We start from the raw sequence: 17,903 nt of genomic DNA on the forward strand, positions 1-17,903 counted from the left end.
GTGGACAGGGTGAGTTTCGAGCAGGGCGGTTGCGACCGCGGTGTGTTCTGCGCGAGGGTGGTGGAGCCCTGTCCTCCAGTGGAAGGTGACCAGGTCCGCGGTGCGCGGGCCTGAGGATATGACGAGTACGGAAGGCGTCTCGCGCTCCGCGCAGGGCCTGTTGTCGTTCGTGGGCGCCTCGTGGATGCGGGCGCCCTGTCCCTGCCTGGTCGTGGACGGGTCCGGCACGGTCGTCGAGGCCAACACCCGCGCGGCCGGCCTCTTCCCGCGTGCCGCGGCCGGCACCCCGCTGAAGGACTGCGCGCCCGACTGGCTGGTGGCCGGCCACCGGATCGCGGTGTCGGACACCGGCGGCCCGGCGGCACCGGTGCGCGGCCGCCACGGGCCGTGGACCCTGGAGGCCCACGCCACACCCGGCGCGGACGGCCGGATCGTGTGGTGGCTGGTCGACGACACCGACAGGTCGCTGGCGGAGGCGGCGCTGCACAGCGAGCAGGAACGCACCGCGTTCCTCGCCGACGCGTCCAGCCGGCTGCTCGCCTCGCTGAACACCGAACGATGCATGGAGGTGGCCGTGGAACTGGCGGCCGAGTTCCTCGCCGACGCCGCGGTCCTCGTCGCTCCCGCCTCGGGCAACCGGCACCCGCTCGCCACCTGCGCGGGCGCGGCCGTCACGCATCGGTTCCTGAGGATCGACCCGTCGGCCGTTCCGGGCCTGGCCGAGGCGCTGCAGGGATTCCCGCCGGTGCCGTCGCGCTGGATCGACCCCGGTGCGCTGCCCGGCTGGGCGGTGCCGGACGGATTCTCCGGGCCCGTGGGGTCGGTCGTCGTCACCCCCCTGCCGGGCCACGGGGTCCCGGCGGGCGCGCTGATCCTGCTGCGGCGCAGCGACCACGCGGCGTTCGACGCCTCCGAGGAGGTCTTCGCGCGGGTGTTCGCCGCCCGTGCGGGCGTCGCGCTGTCCGCGGCCCGGCTGTACCGGGAGCAGAGCGACATCACCGCCACGCTCATGGCGGAGCTGCTGCCGCCGACGCTGCGGCAGGTGCACGGCGTGGAGTTCGCGGGCGGCTACCGTGCCTCCAGGGACACCGAACGCGTCGGCGGCGACTTCTACGACGTCCATCCCGCCGCCGGCCCCGAGAAGGAGACTCTGGCGGTGCTCGGGGACGTGTGCGGCAAAGGGCTCCAGGCCGCCGTGCTGACCGGCAAGATCCGCAGCACGGTGCAGGCGCTGCTGCCGCTGGCGGGAGACCACCAGCATCTGCTGGGGCTCCTCAACGGCGCGCTGCTGAACAGCCGTCACACCCGTTTCGCCACCCTGGTCCTGGCCTCGGTACGGCGCCGCCGGAGCATCACCCGGCTGCGGCTGACCAGCGCCGGGCACCCGTCACCGCTGATCCTGCGGGGCGACGGCACGGTGCACGAGGCGGCCACCTCCGGCACGCTGATCGGTGCCCTGCCGGACATCAGGTCCACCACCGCGGACGTCGATCTCAGGCCGGGCGAGACCTGTCTGCTGTACACCGACGGCGTCACCGAGGCCCGCGGGGGCCCGCTGGGCGACGCCATGTTCGGCGAGGCACGGCTCAAGGCCGCGCTGGCGGGCTGCGCGGGCATGCCCGCCGAAGCCGTCGTCGAACGCACCCAGATGCTGGCCGCCGAGTGGATCGGGGACAACCGGCACGACGACATCGCGGTCATGGCCATCACCGCTCCCCGCACCGCGCATCTGGCGGCGGTCGACGGACACACGCCGGGCAGGTACACCGCATGACCGGCACCACCACCGTCCCCGGCGGCGCGGCGCTGGCCCTCGCCCGGGAGAGCCTGTGGCGGGCGGTGCGCGACGGGGACGAGTACGCGGCCGGCCGGGCCGTGTTCACCGCCCTGGACGACGGCGCCGGGCCGGAGGACGTGCTGCTGGGGGTCATCGCGCCCGTGCAGCACAAGGTCGGCCTGGAATGGGCCGCGGACCGGTTCACCGTGGCCCAGGAGCATGCCGCCACGGCGATCCACGAGCGGATCATCGCCGCCGTGGGTCATCACTCCCGGACGGCGGCCCCTCCCCCGAAGGCGCCCCGGGTGACCGTGGCCTGCGTGGACGGCGAGTGGCACGCGCTGCCGGCCCGGCTGCTGGCCGAGGTGCTGCGTCACCGCGGCTACCAGGTGGACTTCCTGGGGGCCCAGGTGCCCACCAGGCACCTCATCGCCGATCTGCACCGTACGGCTCCCGCGGCGGTGGCGCTGTCCTCCTCCCTCCCGGTGCGGCTCCCGGCCGCGCACACGGCGATCACCGCCGTGCAGGCCACCGGCGTCCCGGTGCTCGTCGGCGGCGCCGCCTTCGGCACGGACGGCCGCCACGCGCGGCTGCTGGGGGCCGACGCCTGGGCTCCCGACGCGGCCGCCGCCGCGGACATCCTGGCCAAGGGGCTGCCGCGGCCCGCTCCCGGTGCCGTCCGGCAGGGCGTCGAGGATCTGCCGCACCTCATCGACCAGGAGTACACACTGGTCCTGCGCGGCAGACGGCAGTTGGTGAGGAACACCCTGTCCGGGCTGCGGGAGCGGCTGCCGGCGATGCGCGCCTACACCGACGCGCAGGCCGAGCGGACCGCCGAGGACGTGGCGCACATCGTGGACTTCCTGGCCTGCGCCCTCTACACCGACGACAGCCGCCTGTTCACCGGTTTCCTGGACTGGACCGGCGACGTCCTCGAAGCACGCCAGGTGCCCGCCATGGTCCTGGATCCCGCGCTCGCGCTCCTCCAGGACGAACTCAAGGACTTCCCCCGGGCGTCGGACTTCCTCGCCCAGGGGCGCTCCGCCCTGCGCGCGCGGGGCACCCGTTCCTCTGTCCCCGGACCCCGGCACGACGTATGACGATCCCCTCGGAAGACTCCTTCGACCTGGCCGTGTCCCTGGACGACGCCGGTGACGCGCACATCCGCATCACCGGCGACCTAGACTGGGACACCGCCGACGACCTCACCGAGGCGGCCCGCGCCTGTCTGACGGCCGACCCGGCTCCGGGCCGTCTCCGTCTGGACTGCGCCCGCTTGACGCTGTGCGACTCGCTCGGGCTGGCCTCCCTGCTGATGATCCACCGCACCGCCGCCACGACGGGCACCCGGCTGTATCTGGACAACCGGCCCCTGCCGCTGCGACGTCTGCTGGACATCACCGGGACCGGGCATCTCTTCGCCGGTCCCGTCGACGGCCCGCCCTCGGAGGAACCGGGCGAACCGGACGGCGTGGACGGCGCCGTACGCCCCGCTCTGCCGCCGCCCGCTTCCTCGTACCCCGTCGACCTGTGAGAATGTCGCGGTGGACGACGAAGCCGAGATCACCGAAACCATGGTCGACGACGTACGGATCGTGCGGGTCGCCGGCGAACTCGACGGCGAGGAGGGCGGCGCCGCGAGCCGAGGACTGGCCCCGCCGCCGGACGGTGCCCTCGCCACCGTCGTCGACCTGTCGCGGGTCACCTTCGCCGACTCCTCGTTCCTCCACGCGCTGCTGACCGCGCAGCGGCACCACGACAGGGCCGGGGTGCCCTTCGTGCTCGCCGAAGCGGCCTCGCCGGTGCGGCGGCTGCTGGAACTCACCGACACCGCCCGGGCCTTCACGCTGGTCCCGCACCTCACCGCCGCCATGGACGTGGCCCGCGCCCGCGGCGCGGACCGCCGGCGCCCATGACCGGGCGCGCGCCGGAACCGGTCGGGGGACGCGGCGACGGCCGTCCCGAGGAGACCTGGGGCGCGACGGGAGACGCCGACGGCGTACCCGGCGTGGTGCGGCTGCGGCCGCCCACCACCGCGGCCGTCGCCCGGTCCCAGGTCCGCCGGCTGCTCCGCGGCCGTCCGGCGGCCCCGTCCGACGCGATCGTCGACGACATCCTCATCGTCGTCACCGAACTGATCACCAACGCGTTCCGTCACGGTGGGGGCATGACCGCCTTCGACGCCTTCCTCGACGACGGTTTCCTCGTCGTCCGCGTCACCGACGCCTCGACGGCCCCGCCCCGCACCGTGCCCCGCGACGATCCGGCCGCCCCGGGCGGATTCGGCTGGCCCCTCGTCCAGCGGCTCAGCCGGCATGTCACCGTCACGGCCGTCCCGGGCGGGAAGACGATCCAGGTCGTGCTGGCGGCCGGCCCGACGGCGTGAGACGCCCCGCGTACGCCGGCGTCGCCGGTCACACGTCCAGGTAACGGTGTCTGCCGTCGGCCGGTGACACGAGGAGCCGGCCGTCACGGACCTGCCACTCGGCCGTCCCGTCGATCTCGTGGCTGACGAGGAACAGCCCCCGGACGAGGTCGCCGTCCTCGTCCGAGGCGGGGATCCGCGCCATCTCCCCGACCTGGCCCGCGAACCACTCCAGGCCCGACTCACGGATGTCGGCGCCGTAGAAGACGTAACAGGTCCAGTTGACGTGCCGGCGGGGCATGCCCCATCCGCCGTTGTAGTGCTCGTCCTCGTGGGCCGCGACGATCCGCCTGACGGCACCGAGCTGGGTCCCGTCGCACTCCAGCCATCCCCGGACCGACACGTACACACCCATGGGCGTCCTCTCCGGCGCCGTGCGTGCCCGGTCGGACACCTCGACCGGACGAACGCCGTCGTCGTCGAGGCGTCCTGGCAGAGCCTCCGTCACGGCGAGGGTGTGCGGCCACCGGTTTTCAGGGCCCAGGACCGGGCCGGTGGTCGAGGACCCGCGGCTGCGCACCGGTTCGCCGGTGGTCCACCGCGCGAGACCTCCTGCGCCGGGCAGCGGCTAATTCGATGGCGTGGGTGGGTCCGTGCGGACATCGTGGGGCACATGGCAGAACCGAAACACCAGATCCGAGCCCGGTACACGGACTCCACGGTCACCGTGTACCAGGCGTACACGCCGGAGATCGGCGGCCCTGCAGCACGGCTGGGCCGCTTCCCGGCAGCGTGGAAGCGGGACCGGATGACATGGATCATCAAGCAGCGTTCGCAGACCTTTGCCGCCATGTGGCCCGTGGGTGGTGCTGGCGGTTGTGCCCGGGTTGCCGGTCAGGGACACAGGTGGGCCACGAGTTCTTCGCCGGCGGGGTACGGCTGTTCCTGGGGGAGCAGTCGGGTCGCCGCGTCCGGTTCGCCGTCCCTGACGAGTGCGTGGATCTCGTGGGCGAGCGGGGTCACGTCGCTGATGGACACGATCCACTCGTTCGCGTAGCGCGACGATGCCTCGCCCGAGAGTCCCAGTTGCAGTGAGCGGTACGGCAGGGGGCGCAGGTGCAGGTCGCGTTCGGGGTCCCACTGGACACGGGCCGGTGCGCGCTTGAGGTCACGCTGCCAGGTGTCGCGGTCGGGATGCAGTTCGCGGACGTAGTGCGACAGGCAGGAGTGGCGCAACGCCCAGTCGAAGCCGTCGCGGGTGATCTCCACGGCGAGGACGGTCTCCTGACCCTCCTTCGTGCCCCAGCCAGAGCGGTACATCATCCACATGAAACTGGGTTTAATCCATGTCATGCGGTCAGGCTTCCACGCGGCGGGGAAACGGCCCTTGCGGGCGGCGGGTCCGCCGATCTCCGGGCGGTACGCCTGGTAGACGGTGATCGTGGATGCCGTGTGGAGCGCGCGGATCCTGCGGTGCGGTTCTTCCATGGCGTACAGCGTGGGCTCGGCCGACTCAGGTGACCACTGATTTTTCGACCGTTGCGTGACGCGACGGCGCCCGCCGGCCGCAAGTGGCAGACAGTCGCCCGTGCTGGCCAAGTGGCCTCCGGAGTCAGAACGGAGGTTCCTCCGTACAGTCACCGGTCCACACGTCACGGACATACCGAACGCGTGCGGCAACGTCAGCGGGACTCTCCAGGGCAGCGATGTCGTAGCCCCAGTTCTTGAGTGCGTCCAGACAGCGGTTGCGGTTGTAGCGGTCGGTACTGGTGGCGAGGAGGCGGTGGACGCGGCGTCCGAGTTCGTCTCTGTGGCAAATGAGGGCGGGATGCTCGACCAAGGGGATGGCGGCAACGACCGCGGCCTCACGAACAGCAGTGTTTTCGTGGCCCAGGAAAGCTGAAACGGCACGGTAGAACGTGGGGCGGTGGTCCCGGAAGACGCGCATTTCTGGATAATTGTCGAGGTCGTCACCGTTGAAGTGACGCTCGGTGATGGCAAGGCACTCGTCGTCGGCGTCGTAGGCGAGTGATCCAAGCCAGTCCAGCAGGGCCGCCCTCACCGGGCACTCTCTTTCCGAGTCAGTCCGACGGCCAGGCCCGACGGTCGCCGTTGCGGGGTGGGCGAGGATCGCGGCCACATACAGCGCCACGGGGAGCGTGGCTTCGTAGAAGCTGTTCTGATGGCATACCGGCTCCAGCTCGCTGAGGGCCCTGATCTGAATCGTCGGGTCGGCGTTGAGGAGGCGAGGCAGCGTGGCCGACAGAAATCCGCCGTTTCCCCTCGCGGTACCGAGTGAAGCCCAAGCCGTGCCGTCCAACAACGACTGATGATCAGGCAGTTGATCGGGGGGCAGTTTGTCAGTCCGCTGATTCTCGCTGGTCACGAGGCAAAGGCTACGACAGACGCTCAAGATCTGGCATCGGGCTTCGTGCGCGGCCAGGGATGCGTGGTGCCGACTCACAAAAGGTCTGTGAACACGGCTTGACATGGATCAAACCGTCGTTCCTGTGGATAATGTACCGCTGCGGGTGGGGCACCAAGGAGGGGCAGGAGACGGTCCTCGCCGTCGAGATCGCCCGGGACGGCTTCGAGTGGGCGCTGGAACACGCCTGTCTGTCCCACTACGTGCAGGAGCTGCACGCCGATCCCGCCGCGTGGAAGCGGCAGTTGAGGGCCGCCCCCGCCCGTGTGCAGTGGGACCCCGAGCGCGACCTGCATCTGCGTCCGCTCGCCCACCGGTCGCTCCAGCTGGGCCTGTCCGGCGAGGCCGCGCACCGGTACGCCGACGAGTGGATCGTCTCCGTCGACGACGTCACACCGCTCGCCCACGCCGTCCACGGCCATGTGCGGGACGGGGACCTCGACTCCGCCCGGCGGCTGCTGCCCCCGGAACGCCCGTACCCGGTGGGCGACAGGGGTCTGGCCCATCTGTGCCGATGAGGCCGTGCCCGCCGCGGGCGCCCCTCAGGCGGCCGCCATCGCCGCGAGGGCCAGGGGGACCGTGAGCGCGGCCAGCGGCACCATGACCGCGCGCACCCGGTCCGCCCGTCTCGCCGGCCGGCCGGCGAACGCCCCGGGAAGGTCACGGACCTCCTCGCAGCAGGCGGCCCCGGTCGTGTCCGTGCCGAGTGTGCCGGCCAGTGCCGCGCACCAGCGGCAGTCCCTGTCCTCCCCGTCGCGCCGGTCCTCGCCCGTCCAGCGGGTGAGGAACACCGGGATCCCGTGGTCGTCGTCTGCCGTCATGCCGCGCTCAACGAGACGGGCCCGGATCGGCCACCGGCCTGTACCGGTTCGTGACGCCGTCGTCACAGGCATGTGAGCCGGGCGCACCCGGCCCGGTGCTCAGCCGCGGGGCGCCGGCGTCACGTCGGACGTGCCCCGCCCGGGGCGTCGTGGGGTCTGCGGCCCCAGACGGTGAGCAGGCCGGCGGACAGTGCGGCGCAGTCGTCGGAGTCCAGGTACCGCAGCGCGGCGTCGACGGCGGCGTCGTCGACCAGGCCGGTGGCGAGCATCGCCGCCCTGCTGCGCCGCCAGGTGTCGGCCCAGAAGCGGCTGATGGGGCTGCCCGGCACGAGCGGCGGCACATGGATCTCGGCGGCGACGGACACGAGCCCCGCCCCGCGCAGCAGCCGCGGGTACGAGGGCACCCAGGAGACGTCGGTGCCGATGGTGGCCCGCAGTCCCTGCCACATGGCCCGCATGACCGTGCTGTACGGCGTGGCGGGCGCCTGCTCGCTCGTCAGGTCGACCGCGTCGCCGAGCACCAGCACACCGCCGGGCGCGACGAGCCGGGCGAGCGCGGTGATCACGCGTTCGCGGTCGGGCAGATGCATCAGCACGAAGCGGGCGTGGACGAGCTGGAACCGGCCGGACAGGGCCTCCGGGGCGGTGATGTCGGCCTCCAGCACCTCCAGTCCGGGCACGGGCCGCCGGGTGAGGAACCGTACGTCACGGTCGACGGCGAGCACACCCGTCACCCCGGCCTCCGTCAGCAGCCGGCGGGAGACCGTGCCGGTGCCCGCGCCCACGTCGAGGCAGCGCCAGCCCGGTCCGGCCCCGAGCGCCCGCAGCCGGGCCATGGTGGTGTCGTCGTAGGCGAGGGCCCCGAAGTCGATGCGCTCGCCCTCGCCCTGCTGCTCGGGGCGGAAGACGGTCTCGCCGTAGCGGCCGCCGCCCGGCGCGTCACCGGGCGCGTCACCGGGTGCGTCACCGGGTGCGTCACCGGGTGCGGGGAGGGTGTCGTCGTCGGACGGTTGCATGGCCGGACCTCCTCGGCGCGGGGTGGTGCCGGGCGGCCGGTCACCGGGCCGCGGCCACCTCACGGTCCTTCGCGGGTGGCCGCGGCCCGGCGGCGGCACGCCGCCGCCCCACCCGAACGGCCCATCGGAAGCGGCCCGCACCGCCCGGCGGCGCGGCCACCGCGTGCCGGAGACGACTCGGGAGGTCATGGTGGAAGGGTCGTGGCGGTGGCCGCGCGGCGTGGGCCGGCCTCGGGACCACGGGAGAAGGGGCGGTGACCGCATGCAAGGTACGGCCGGTGCCGGCGGGCCCGGTGTGCGGCGGGTGCTCGCTCCGCTCGCGTTGGCGCAGTTCATCTGCAGCTTCGCGGGTTCGAACATGAACGTGATGATCAACGACATCAGTGAGGACCTGGACACCACGGTGCAGGGGGTGCAGGTCGCGATCACGATCTTTCTGCTGGTGATGGCCGCGCTGATGATCCCCGGCGGCAAACTGACCGACAAGTGGGGCCGCAAGCGCTGCCTGACGGCGGGGCTGATCGTCTACGGCGCCGGGGCGGTGCTCAGCGCCGTCTCACCGGGGCTGGGGGTGCTGATCATCGGCAACTCGATCCTGGAGGGCGTGGGCACGGCGCTGCTGATCCCGCCGGTCTACATCCTCACCACCCTGCTGTTCACGGACACCGCGTCCCGGGCCCGCGCGTTCGGTGTGATCATGGCGATGGGCGGGGTCGGCGCGGCGGCGGGTCCGCTGATCGGCGGCCTGATCACGAGCGCGATCAGCTGGCGGGCGGCGTTCGTCTTCCAGGCACTGGTCATCGTGGTGATCGTGGTGCTGAGCCGGAGGATCGACGATCCGCTGCCGCCCGACCCCGCCCGGCCCTTCGACACCGTGGGCGCCGTGCTGTCGGCCGCCGGTCTCGTGCTGCTGGTCACGGGCATCCTGGCCGTCGACGACAACGGCTGGCTGGCGCTGGGTCTGCTGCTGGCCGGTGCGGCGGTGCTGGCGGTGTTCTTCCGCTGGGTGCACCGCAGGGAACGCGCGGGCAGGGAACCCCTGCTGTCGGTCTCCCTGTTCCGCAATCGCACCTCCAACCTCGGCCTGATCACCCAGAACGCGCAGTGGCTGATGCTGATGGGCACGTCGTTCACCGTGGCCGCCTACCTCCAGGTGGTGCGCGGCTACGACGCGATCGAGACGGGTGTGATCTTCACGGCGGCGACGCTCGGCATCCTGGTCTCGTCGCTGGCCGCCGAGAGACTGGCCGAACGGCGCCCGCAGCGCACGCTCGTGATGGCGGGTTTCGTCATGACCGTCGTGGGGATCGGCGTGCTGATCGCGCTGGTCGCGGGGTCGCCGTCGGCCTGGGCGTTCGCCCCTGGACTGCTGCTGATCGGGCTGGGGCTCGGGGTGATGCTCACGCCGTCGGTGAACGTGGTGCAGTCGTGCTTCCCCGAGTCCCGGCAGGGCGAGATCTCCGGGCTGTCGCGCAGTGTCTCCAACCTCGGTTCCTCGCTGGGGACGGCGGTGGCCGGCACGATCCTGGTGTCGGGCCTCAGCAAGGGGGCCTACGCCACGGCGATGGCGGCCCTCGCCTTGATCGGTCTGCTCGGGCTGGTCGCCGCGGGTCTGCTGCCGCGCGGCGGATCCCCGGCCGGCGCGGCCCGCACGGCCGGTGCGGGGACCCCGGGACGGCCGTGACCGCTGGTGCCCGGGTGGGCCGGGACATGCCGCCGGCCCACCCGGGAGTCTCTTACGGGAAGGTCAGCCTGAAGCTGTTGATGTAGCCGGTGTCGATGGCCGCGTTGTCCTGGACCCGCAGCAGCCAGGTGCCGTTGGCGGCCTCGGAGGACGCGTTCACCGTGTACGTGGTGTTGATGTTGTCGGCGCTTCCGCCGGTGCCGTACGCCTTCAGCGTGTAGGCCGTGCCGTCGGGCGCGACCAGCTGCACCTGGAGGTCACCGATGTAGGTGTGCACGATGTTCACCGCGACCGGGAGGCTGCTCGGTGCGTTGCCGGTGATGCCGGTGACGTTGACCGAGGACGTCACCGCGGCGCCGTTGTCCGGGATCGAGACGTCGGCGGTGTTCTCGAAGACGGTGCCGGTCGGCGGGGTCGTCGTACCGGTCAGGGTCCAGACCGCGTGGGCGATCGCGTCGCTGTTGCGGTCCAGGGCCGTGTCGCTGATGTTGGCGGTGGTGTCGCACGAGGAGTGGTAGCAGCGGTCGAAGGCGGTGGCGGTGCCGCCCCACTTCTGCACCTGCGCGGAGGTCTTGGTCCGGCTCGCTCCGGTGAACAGACCGCCGACGGGGATGCCCGCGTTCTTGAAGGAGGCGTGGTCCGAGCGCCCGTCGCCCTCGGTCTCGATCTCGGTGGGGACGCCGAGACCGGCGAAGTGGTCCTTGAAGGTCTTCTCGATGGCGGGGTCGTCGTCGTAGACGAAGTAGCCGGGGTTGGGGGAGCCGATCATGTCGAAGTTCAGATAGCCGCTGATCTTCGCGCGTTCGGCGGCCGGCAGGTTGTTGACGTAGTACTTCGAGCCGACGAGTCCGAGTTCCTCGGCGCCCCACCAGCCGAACCGGAGGTGCTTGGCGGGCTGGTAGCCGGTCCGTGCGACGGCGAGCGCGGTCTCCAGGATCGCCGCGGAGCCGGAGCCGTTGTCGTTGATGCCCGGCCCGGAGGTCACCGAGTCGAGGTGCGAGCCCGCCATGACGACCTGGTTGGGGTCGCCGCCGGGCCAGTCGGCGATGAGGTTGTAGCCGGTGGCGCCGCTGGACGTGAACTGCTGGACGGTCGTGGTGTATCCGGCGGCGTCCAGCTTCGCCTTGACGAAGTCGAGCGACGCCCGGTAGCCGGTGCGGCCGTGTGCGCGGTTGCCGCCGTTGGCGGAGGCGATCGACTGGAGGTCGGTCAGGTGCTGCTTGACGTTGGCGACCGGGATGTCCGGCGCGGCGGCGACGGCGTCCTCGGCCGTGGCGGCGGGAACGGCCCCGGCGAGCAGCCCGACGAGGGCTGCGCCGGCGACCACGAGGGCACGTCTGTGAGCGGACAGGTTCATGTGGGGGCTCCGTGATTCCGAACTGAAGGTGGGTTGCGGAACGCGTGCGACGCCCCGCGTCGTCGTCGATGCGGGGCGCTGGAGCTGAGGTGCCTGTGCCTGGTGCGGCCGTGCGAGCTGAATGTTCGACGAATGTCTGACTTAGCGTCAAGAGCGCTGACCGGACCGGGGCGTTCGCTTATCGGACACCGGCCGGTAAGCGCCCATTTGGGCAGGGTCACAGGGGGCGGGCAGGCGGCCGAGAGGTGTGTGACATGCCTCACACGGAGAGGGTTCGCGCACCCGCCGCCGGGCCGAATGAGGGATTGGCCTTCGGCGGGCACGGGCAGGGTGCCCGCAGAACGTGGCATGAGCACGCCCACCTTCCCCACAGGAGGCCGACCTTGCGCACACGTACGCTCCTCCCCCTCGTCGCTGCCGTGACGGCAGCCGCTCTGACCGGCGTGGGCCCGGCCCACGCAACCCCCGCCGACACCGGGACCCGGGTCCTGGCGGCCCGTGTCCTGACGTACGACGCCGGCGCCTCGGCGGAGTTCAGGGCGGCCGTCGACCGGGGCGCGGCCATCTGGAACGAGAGCGTGGACAACGTCGAGCTGCGCCCCGTCGCGGCCGGCCGGCGCGCGAACATCCGTGTCCTCGCCGACAACGGCTGGCCCAGGGCGCTGACCACCTCGCTCGGCAACGGCACCGTCTACATCGGCCGGCAGGCCGTCGACCAGGGGTACGACACGGTCCGGATCTCGGCGCACGAACTCGGCCACATCCTGGGACTCCCGGACCGCAAGCCAGGCCCCTGCACCAGCCTGATGTCCGGTTCCAGCGCCGGCGTGCCGTGCACGAACCCCTATCCCGACGCGGCCGAGAGGGCCGAGGTGGAGGCCGACTTCGGTCTCGCCCCGGCACGGCCGGCGGGCCGCACCGGGCCGGTGACGCACGTGGACTGACCCACCGGGGTGCGGGGGCGTCCCGTCCGTCCCCGCGCCGTCCGCGTCCCGGGGGGCGATCTTGCCGCGCCGGTCCGAGAATGACCTGGAACCGTGTCCGTCGCGCACGACCGGGCGCCGTCCGCCATGCTGCTCCCAGCACGGCCGACACGGCGGGTCGTCCGTCCGGGCCGGAGAGGAGGCAGACCGTGTCGCCGGACGACAGAGCCGATCGCGGAGTTCTGTCGCGGCTGCGGGTCGTGCCGGGGGTCCGGGCCGTGTCGGAGTACCGGCGTGAATGGCTCGCCAAGGACGTCGTCGCGGGCGTCGTCCTCACCACGCTGCTCGTGCCGCAGGGCATGGCGTACGCCGAACTGGCGGGCCTGCCGCCCATCACCGGCCTGTACACGACCGTCCTGTGCCTGCTCGGCTATGCGGTGTGCGGGCCGTCCCGGATCCTCGTCCTCGGGCCGGACTCCTCACTCGGGCCGATGATCGCCGCCACGGTGCTGCCCCTGGTGGCGGCCGACGGGGATCCCGACCGGGCGGTCGCGCTCGCCTCGATGCTCGCGCTGATGGTGGCCGCCGTCATGATCCTGGCGTCGGTGGCGAAACTCGGCTTCGTCGCCGACCTGATCTCCAAGCCGACGATGATCGGCTACATGAACGGCCTCGCGCTGACCATCCTGGTCGGCCAGTTGCCCAAACTGCTCGGGTTCAAGGTGGAGGCCGACAACCTGATCGGGGAGTGCGTCGGGCTCGTGCAGAAGATCGCCGACGGGGCGGTGGTGCCGGCCGCGGCGGCGGTGGGCATCGGCGGGATCGTGCTGATCCTGCTGCTCCAGCGCCTGCTGCCGAAGGTCCCGGCGGTGCTGGTGATGGTGGTCCTGGCGATCGTCGCGGTCACGGCGTTCGACCTCGGCGAGCACGATGTCAGTCTGGTCGGCGAACTCCCCGAGGGGTTCCCGCCGTTCACCTTCCCCGAGATCCGGCTCTCCGACCTCGCCCCGCTGTGCGGCGGCGCGCTGGGCATCGCCCTGGTGTCACTGGCCGACACGATCTCCAACGCGTCGGCCTTCGCCGCCCGCACCGGGCAGGAGGTCCGCGGCAACCAGGAGATGGCCGGCGTGGGAGCGGCGAACCTGGCAGCCGGTCTCTTCCAGGGCTTCCCCGTCAGCACCAGCGGCTCGCGCACGGCGGTGGCCGAACGCGCCGGCGCCAGGACCCAGCTCACCGGGGTCGTGGGGGCGACGCTGATCGTGCTGATGCTGGTGCTGGTCCCCGGGATGTTCAGGAACCTTCCGCAGCCCGCCCTGGCCGCGGTCGTCATCACCGCCTCGCTGTCGCTGGCGGACATCCCGGGGAGCGTACGGCTGTGGCGGCAGCGCCGCGCCGAGTTCCTGCTGTCCGTCGTCGCCTTCCTCGGAGTGGCGCTGCTCGGCGTGCTGCCCGGCATCGCGGTCGCCGTCGCGCTGTCCGTGCTCAACGTCTTCCGCCGCGCCTGGTGGCCGTACAACACCGTCCTGGGCCGGGTGCAGGACGTGGAGGGCTACCACGACGTACGGTCCTACCCGCGGGCCGAACAACTGCCCGGGCTGGTGATCTACCGGTTCGACGCGCCGCTGTTCTTCGCCAACGCCAAGACCTTCCGCGACGAGGTGCGCAGGCTGGCCCGGACCGAGCCGCGGCCCGAGTGGATCGTCGTGGCGGCGGAGCCGATGACCGACGTCGACACCACCGCCGCCGACGTCCTGGAGGAGCTCGACGAGGCCCTCAACGCCGACGGCGTGCACCTGGTGTTCGCCGAGCTGAAGGACCCCGTGCGGCGCAAGATCGAGCGGTACGAACTGACCCGCACCATCGACCCGCGCCACTTCTTCCCGACCGTGGAGGCCGCCGTCGCCGCGTACCGGCTGCGGACCGGGTCCGAGTGGACACCGCCCGGCTGACCGCCGGCGCCGCGGGCCGGGGCGGGGCCGCCGGGGCAGCGCGAACCCACCGCCCGCAGCAGCGTGACGGTGGGTTCGGCGCAGCGGGTCACCTCGCGTCGAACGGGTCGCCCACGTCCTCCTTCTTGGCGACGCACAGGGCCCAGATGATGAACCCGGACAGCGCGATCATGATGACCGACCACACCGGGTAGTAGGGCAGCGAGAGGAAGTTGGCGATGACGACCAGCCCGGCGATGGCCACGCCGGCGACGCGTGCCCACGTCGCGGCCTGGAACAGCCCGAGGCTGACGATCACGGCGACCACTCCCAGCGCGAGATGGATCCATCCCCAGCCGGTCAGGTCGAACTCGAACACGTAGTTCCGTGTCGTGAGGAACACGTCGTCCTCGGCGATCGCCATGATGCCGCGGAAGATGTCGAGGATCCCGACCAGGGTGAGCATGACGGCGGCGAAGACCATCAGGCCGGCGGCCCATGCGTGCTTGGCCGACGTGTGGTGGGAGTGCGGCGCGTGTGTGGCAGTCATCTTCTCGGCCTCGATTCCTGGTCCTGGGTCACTTGCGGGCGGTGGCCGCGCCGACGGTGTCGGAGCGCCCTGTGGGGCCGTAGTCGCTCAGGATGAGTTCCTTGGCACGGCGGAACTCCTCGTCCGTGATGTCCCCGCGCGAGCGCAGCTCGGAGAGCTTGTGGAGCTCGTCGGCGCTGGAGGACCGGCCGCCGCCGCTGTCGCCGGCGGTCTCGCGGATGTAGTCGTCGAACGCCCTCTGCTGTGCCTGTGCCTGGGCCATCTCCCTGCGCCCCATGTTCTTGCCCCTGGCGATGACGTAGACGAAGACGCCGAGGAAGGGCAGCACGATCACGAAGATCATCCAGCCCGTCTTGCCCCAGCCGCTCAGCTCGTCGTCACGGAAGATGTCGCCGATGATCCGGAAGAGCAGGATGAACCACAGGATCCACAGGAAGAACCACAGCATCGTCCAGAACGCGCTGAGCAGTGGATAGTCGTACGCGAGATACATCTCTGTGCTCATTTCCGTCCTCCGTATCCTCCGTCGTCCGGGCGGGCGCCCGACTGCCGTCTCCGGCTGTCCCCAGGGTGCGTACGGCGGCTCCCGGGGGCTTCACCCATGGCGGGTGAAAGTCCGGACACCCCGCGTCACAGCGGCGTCGTCGTGCCGGGCCGTGACGCGGCACGCTCCTTGTGCAGCGCCGCACGCCAGGCGAAGGCCAGTCCCAGTTCGACCAGGCCGATGAACAGCAGCCACAGGCCGAGCAGCCGGGTCAGGGCGTACGCGGACTCGGTGGGCAGTGCCAGCACGACGATGCCCGCGACGACGCCCAGCGCGGCCGCTCCGAGGACGAAGCCCCGGTGGGGCAGGTCCTTGGCGGCGAGGGCCGTCCACGCGGTGAGCAGACCGGTCACGAGCCAGACGGCCCCGACGATCAGGGAGAGCGCGGCGATCGTCTGCAGCGGGTTCCGCAGGCAGAGCACTCCCGCCAGGATGTACAGCACCGCGACGAGCAGGCCCGTGTGCCGGTCGCCGTGCTCCCGGCCGAGGGCGGCGACGAAGCGGAACGCGCCTGTCAGCAGCAGGTACAGCCCGAGGAGGACCGCCAGGACGTGCAGGGTCGCGTCCGGCCAGACCAGGGCCAGCACGCCCGGGACCAGCGTCGCCACCGCCGAGCCCAGCAGCCAGGTCCAGGACCCGGCGAACTGCGCGGACAGCACCGGGCCGCGGTCCTCCGCGTCGGGGACGGCGCCGTCCATGAGGGGTTCCGGGCCGGTGTGCCGGCTCGAACCACGCGGCATCGTCATGATTCCTCCTCGCGTGACACGGCCGGGTGCTCCGGGCCGTCTGCGGGACGGTGTGCGGCGTCGGCCGCCGTACCGGACCAGCGTCCCGCGCGCGCGGCGGGGCCGGGTCACCCACGGCGGGTGATCCGCTCGGACCGCCGTCGCGGTGGGCTGGCCTGGGCGGCGCCGTACGTCCGGCGGGTCCGGCGGACGGCCCTGCGCCCGGCAGGACACCGCGACGAGAAACGGAGCGTGAGCCATGACGACAACGACTTCCCTCACCGCCTCGCTGTCACCCGCGGAAAGGGCGGCACACGGCCGGGACGCCCGCCGGCGTGCCCCGCGGTCCGGTCACGGCGCGTTCGATCCGGGGAAGGGACGGTTCGACCCCGTCGACGTCGTGGAGCGCCAGTCGGCCACACGGGTGCAGTCGCTGATCCCGATCCGCTACGGCCGCATGCTGGAGTCCCCGTTCCGCTTCTACCGGGGCGCGGCCGCGATCATGGCGGCGGACCTCGGGCCGCTCCCGAGGACCGGGCTGACGGCGCAGCTCTGCGGCGACGCCCACCTGCTGAACTTCCGGCTGCTGGCCTCGCCGGAGCGCCACCTGGTCTTCGACATCAACGACTTCGACGAGACCCTGGCCGGTCCGTTCGAGTGGGACGTCAAGCGACTGGCGGCCAGCTTCGCCATCGCGGGCCGCAACAACGGGTTCTCGGTCGCGGAGCAGGACGGCATCGTGCGCGAGTGCGTGCGGTCGTACCGGGCGCGGATGCGGGAGTTCGCCGGGATGCGCACGCTCGACATCTGGTACGCGCAGGACGACGCCGACCGTATGCGCGAGCTGCTGGCGTCCTCGATGGACGCGAAGGCCAGACGCCGGGCGGCGCGGGCGACGGCCAAGGCCCGGACCCGCACCTACCTCCAGGCGTTCGCCAAGCTCACCGAGGTCACGTCGGAAGGCCGGCGCATCGCGCCGGATCCGCCGCTCATCACCCCGCTGCGCGACCTGCTGGCCGGCTCGTCCCAGGAGGACCAGGAGAAGGAGCTCCAGTCCGTCCTGGAGGCGTACGCGCAGACCCTGTCGTCCGAGCGCCGGCACCTGCTGCGCCACTACCGGGTGGCCGACATGGCCCGCAAGGTGGTGGGTGTCGGCAGCGTCGGCACCCGGTGCTGGATCGTGCTCCTGATCGGCAGGGACGACGACGATCCCCTGCTGCTCCAGGCCAAGGAGGCCCAGGAGTCGGTGCTGGCCGCCCACACGGACGGCACGCCCTACGACAACCAGGGCCGTCGTGTGGTGTCGGGGCAGCGGCTGATCCAGACGACCAGCGACATCTTCCTGGGCTGGACCCATGTCACGGGGCTGGACGGCAAGGGCCGGGACTTCTATGTGCGCCAGCTGCGGGACTGGAAGGGCATCATGATGCCGGACACCATGGACCCTGCCATGATGCGGCTGTTCGCGCAGGTGTGCGGGGGCAGTCTGGCCCGGGCCCACGCACGCTCCGGCGACCCCGTCGCCATCGCGGCCTACCTCGGCGGCAGCGACCGCTTCGACCGTGCGCTGGCCGAGTTCGCCCAGGCGTACGCCGACCGCAACGAGCGTGACTTCCGGGCGCTGGGCAAGGCCGTCCGCTCCGGCAGGGTCCGGGCGGCCACCATGTGAGGCGGCCGTGGGGGGGGGGGGGGGGGGGGGGCGCCGGCCGGCCCGGGGGGCGGGGGGGGGGGGGGGGGGGGGGGGGGGGGGGCGGGGGGGGGCGGGCCGGGCCCGCCGGGCCGGCCGGC

Annotated in this window: 19 protein-coding genes and 1 pseudogene; 11 read left to right on the forward strand and 9 right to left on the reverse strand. The window is 72.1% G+C overall.

Features of this window, described 5'->3' with window-relative positions; translation table 11 throughout:
* The first annotated feature begins 118 nt into the window (after positions 1-118).
* Genes ACIQGV_RS22575 through ACIQGV_RS22595 form a run of 5 tightly spaced genes read left to right on the forward strand, consistent with a single transcriptional unit; the run spans position 119 to position 4,163 of the window.
* Positions 119-1,774 carry a PP2C family protein-serine/threonine phosphatase gene (locus tag ACIQGV_RS22575; protein WP_402496855.1) on the forward strand — a complete coding sequence of 552 codons (1,656 nt, stop codon included), beginning with the start codon at positions 119-121 and terminating at the stop codon, positions 1,772-1,774.
* Positions 1,771-2,877: a B12-binding domain-containing protein gene (locus ACIQGV_RS22580; RefSeq protein WP_402496856.1), complete on the forward strand. Its 1,107-nt coding sequence runs from the start codon at positions 1,771-1,773 to the stop codon at positions 2,875-2,877. The genes ACIQGV_RS22575 and ACIQGV_RS22580 overlap by 4 nt, the downstream gene beginning before the upstream one ends.
* Positions 2,874-3,311: an STAS domain-containing protein gene (locus ACIQGV_RS22585; RefSeq protein ID WP_402496857.1), complete on the forward strand. Its 438-nt coding sequence runs from the start codon at positions 2,874-2,876 to the stop codon at positions 3,309-3,311. Before ACIQGV_RS22580 ends, ACIQGV_RS22585 begins: the two co-directional genes overlap by 4 nt.
* A gap of 10 nt (positions 3,312-3,321) precedes the next feature.
* The gene (locus tag ACIQGV_RS22590; RefSeq protein WP_402496858.1) at positions 3,322-3,693 is read left to right on the forward strand and encodes an STAS domain-containing protein; all 372 of its coding nucleotides are present in this window, start codon (positions 3,322-3,324) and stop codon (positions 3,691-3,693) included.
* The gene (locus ACIQGV_RS22595; protein ID WP_402496859.1) at positions 3,690-4,163 is read left to right on the forward strand and encodes an ATP-binding protein; all 474 of its coding nucleotides are present in this window, start codon (positions 3,690-3,692) and stop codon (positions 4,161-4,163) included. Before ACIQGV_RS22590 ends, ACIQGV_RS22595 begins: the two co-directional genes overlap by 4 nt.
* Positions 4,164-4,191: 28 nt before the next feature.
* Here the strand turns inward: ACIQGV_RS22595 and ACIQGV_RS22600 are convergent, their stop codons facing one another.
* Positions 4,192-4,650: a hypothetical protein gene (locus ACIQGV_RS22600; RefSeq protein ID WP_402496860.1), complete on the reverse strand. Its 459-nt coding sequence runs from the start codon at positions 4,648-4,650 to the stop codon at positions 4,192-4,194.
* Positions 4,651-4,815: 165 nt separating this feature from the next.
* On the opposite strand from ACIQGV_RS22600, the pseudogene ACIQGV_RS22605 reads away from it, so the two are divergent.
* Positions 4,816-4,962: pseudogene (locus ACIQGV_RS22605) on the forward strand (DUF4291 family protein); the annotation flags it as partial.
* A gap of 74 nt (positions 4,963-5,036) precedes the next feature.
* On the opposite strand, the gene ACIQGV_RS22610 reads toward ACIQGV_RS22605, so the two are convergent.
* Both ACIQGV_RS22610 and ACIQGV_RS22615 read right to left on the reverse strand, forming a co-directional pair.
* Positions 5,037-5,630 carry a DUF4291 domain-containing protein gene (locus ACIQGV_RS22610; protein WP_402496861.1) on the reverse strand — a complete coding sequence of 198 codons (594 nt, stop codon included), beginning with the start codon at positions 5,628-5,630 and terminating at the stop codon, positions 5,037-5,039.
* A 124-nt stretch (positions 5,631-5,754) separates the two neighbouring features.
* Positions 5,755-6,528, reverse strand: a complete 774-nt coding sequence (locus ACIQGV_RS22615) for a hypothetical protein (RefSeq protein ID WP_402496862.1) — start codon at positions 6,526-6,528, stop codon at positions 5,755-5,757.
* 59 nt (positions 6,529-6,587) lie between these two features.
* On the opposite strand from ACIQGV_RS22615, the gene ACIQGV_RS22620 reads away from it, so the two are divergent.
* Positions 6,588-7,085 carry a DUF4291 domain-containing protein gene (locus tag ACIQGV_RS22620; protein WP_402496863.1) on the forward strand — a complete coding sequence of 166 codons (498 nt, stop codon included), beginning with the start codon at positions 6,588-6,590 and terminating at the stop codon, positions 7,083-7,085.
* Between the two features lie 24 nt (positions 7,086-7,109).
* On the opposite strand, the gene ACIQGV_RS22625 is transcribed toward ACIQGV_RS22620, so the two are convergent.
* Both ACIQGV_RS22625 and ACIQGV_RS22630 read right to left on the reverse strand, forming a co-directional pair.
* A complete protein-coding gene (locus tag ACIQGV_RS22625; protein ID WP_402496864.1) occupies positions 7,110-7,388 on the reverse strand; it encodes a hypothetical protein in 279 nt (92 codons plus the stop codon).
* A 119-nt stretch (positions 7,389-7,507) separates the two neighbouring features.
* Entirely contained in the window at positions 7,508-8,404 is an 897-nt protein-coding gene (locus ACIQGV_RS22630; RefSeq protein ID WP_402496865.1) for a class I SAM-dependent methyltransferase, read from the reverse strand.
* Between the two features lie 262 nt (positions 8,405-8,666).
* Here ACIQGV_RS22630 and ACIQGV_RS22635 point away from each other — a divergent pair, with 262 nt between their 5' ends.
* A complete protein-coding gene (locus ACIQGV_RS22635; protein ID WP_402496866.1) occupies positions 8,667-10,088 on the forward strand; it encodes an MFS transporter in 1,422 nt (473 codons plus the stop codon).
* A gap of 52 nt (positions 10,089-10,140) precedes the next feature.
* Here ACIQGV_RS22635 and ACIQGV_RS22640 read toward each other — a convergent pair whose 3' ends face one another.
* A complete protein-coding gene (locus ACIQGV_RS22640) occupies positions 10,141-11,445 on the reverse strand; it encodes a M28 family metallopeptidase (RefSeq protein ID WP_402496867.1) in 1,305 nt (434 codons plus the stop codon).
* Positions 11,446-11,828: 383 nt separating this feature from the next.
* On the opposite strand from ACIQGV_RS22640, the gene ACIQGV_RS22645 reads away from it, so the two are divergent.
* Together ACIQGV_RS22645 and ACIQGV_RS22650 are read left to right on the forward strand one after the other, a co-directional pair.
* Positions 11,829-12,389: a snapalysin family zinc-dependent metalloprotease gene (locus ACIQGV_RS22645; protein WP_402496868.1), complete on the forward strand. Its 561-nt coding sequence runs from the start codon at positions 11,829-11,831 to the stop codon at positions 12,387-12,389.
* Between the two features lie 188 nt (positions 12,390-12,577).
* Positions 12,578-14,317 carry a SulP family inorganic anion transporter gene (locus ACIQGV_RS22650; protein WP_402496869.1) on the forward strand — a complete coding sequence of 580 codons (1,740 nt, stop codon included), beginning with the start codon at positions 12,578-12,580 and terminating at the stop codon, positions 14,315-14,317.
* An 88-nt stretch (positions 14,318-14,405) separates the two neighbouring features.
* Here the strand turns inward: ACIQGV_RS22650 and ACIQGV_RS22655 are convergent, their stop codons facing one another.
* The 3 genes from ACIQGV_RS22655 to ACIQGV_RS22665 form a co-directional block, all read right to left on the reverse strand.
* On the reverse strand, positions 14,406-14,846 hold the full coding sequence (locus ACIQGV_RS22655; protein ID WP_402496870.1) for a hypothetical protein: 441 nt from the start codon (positions 14,844-14,846) through the stop codon (positions 14,406-14,408).
* Positions 14,847-14,874: 28 nt separating this feature from the next.
* Positions 14,875-15,351 carry an SHOCT domain-containing protein gene (locus tag ACIQGV_RS22660; RefSeq protein ID WP_402496871.1) on the reverse strand — a complete coding sequence of 159 codons (477 nt, stop codon included), beginning with the start codon at positions 15,349-15,351 and terminating at the stop codon, positions 14,875-14,877.
* Between the two features lie 125 nt (positions 15,352-15,476).
* On the reverse strand, positions 15,477-16,136 hold the full coding sequence (locus ACIQGV_RS22665) for an HdeD family acid-resistance protein (RefSeq protein ID WP_402496872.1): 660 nt from the start codon (positions 16,134-16,136) through the stop codon (positions 15,477-15,479).
* A gap of 238 nt (positions 16,137-16,374) precedes the next feature.
* Between ACIQGV_RS22665 and ACIQGV_RS22670 the strand changes: the two genes are divergently transcribed.
* Positions 16,375-17,784, forward strand: coding sequence for a DUF2252 domain-containing protein (locus ACIQGV_RS22670; protein WP_402496873.1), 1,410 nt, complete (start codon positions 16,375-16,377; stop codon positions 17,782-17,784).
* Positions 17,785-17,903: the final 119 nt, after the last annotated feature.

The sequence above is a fragment of the Streptomyces sp. NPDC093094 genome (genome assembly GCF_044754345.1).
In the GTDB taxonomy this organism is placed as follows: Bacteria; Actinomycetota; Actinomycetes; order Streptomycetales; family Streptomycetaceae; genus Streptomyces.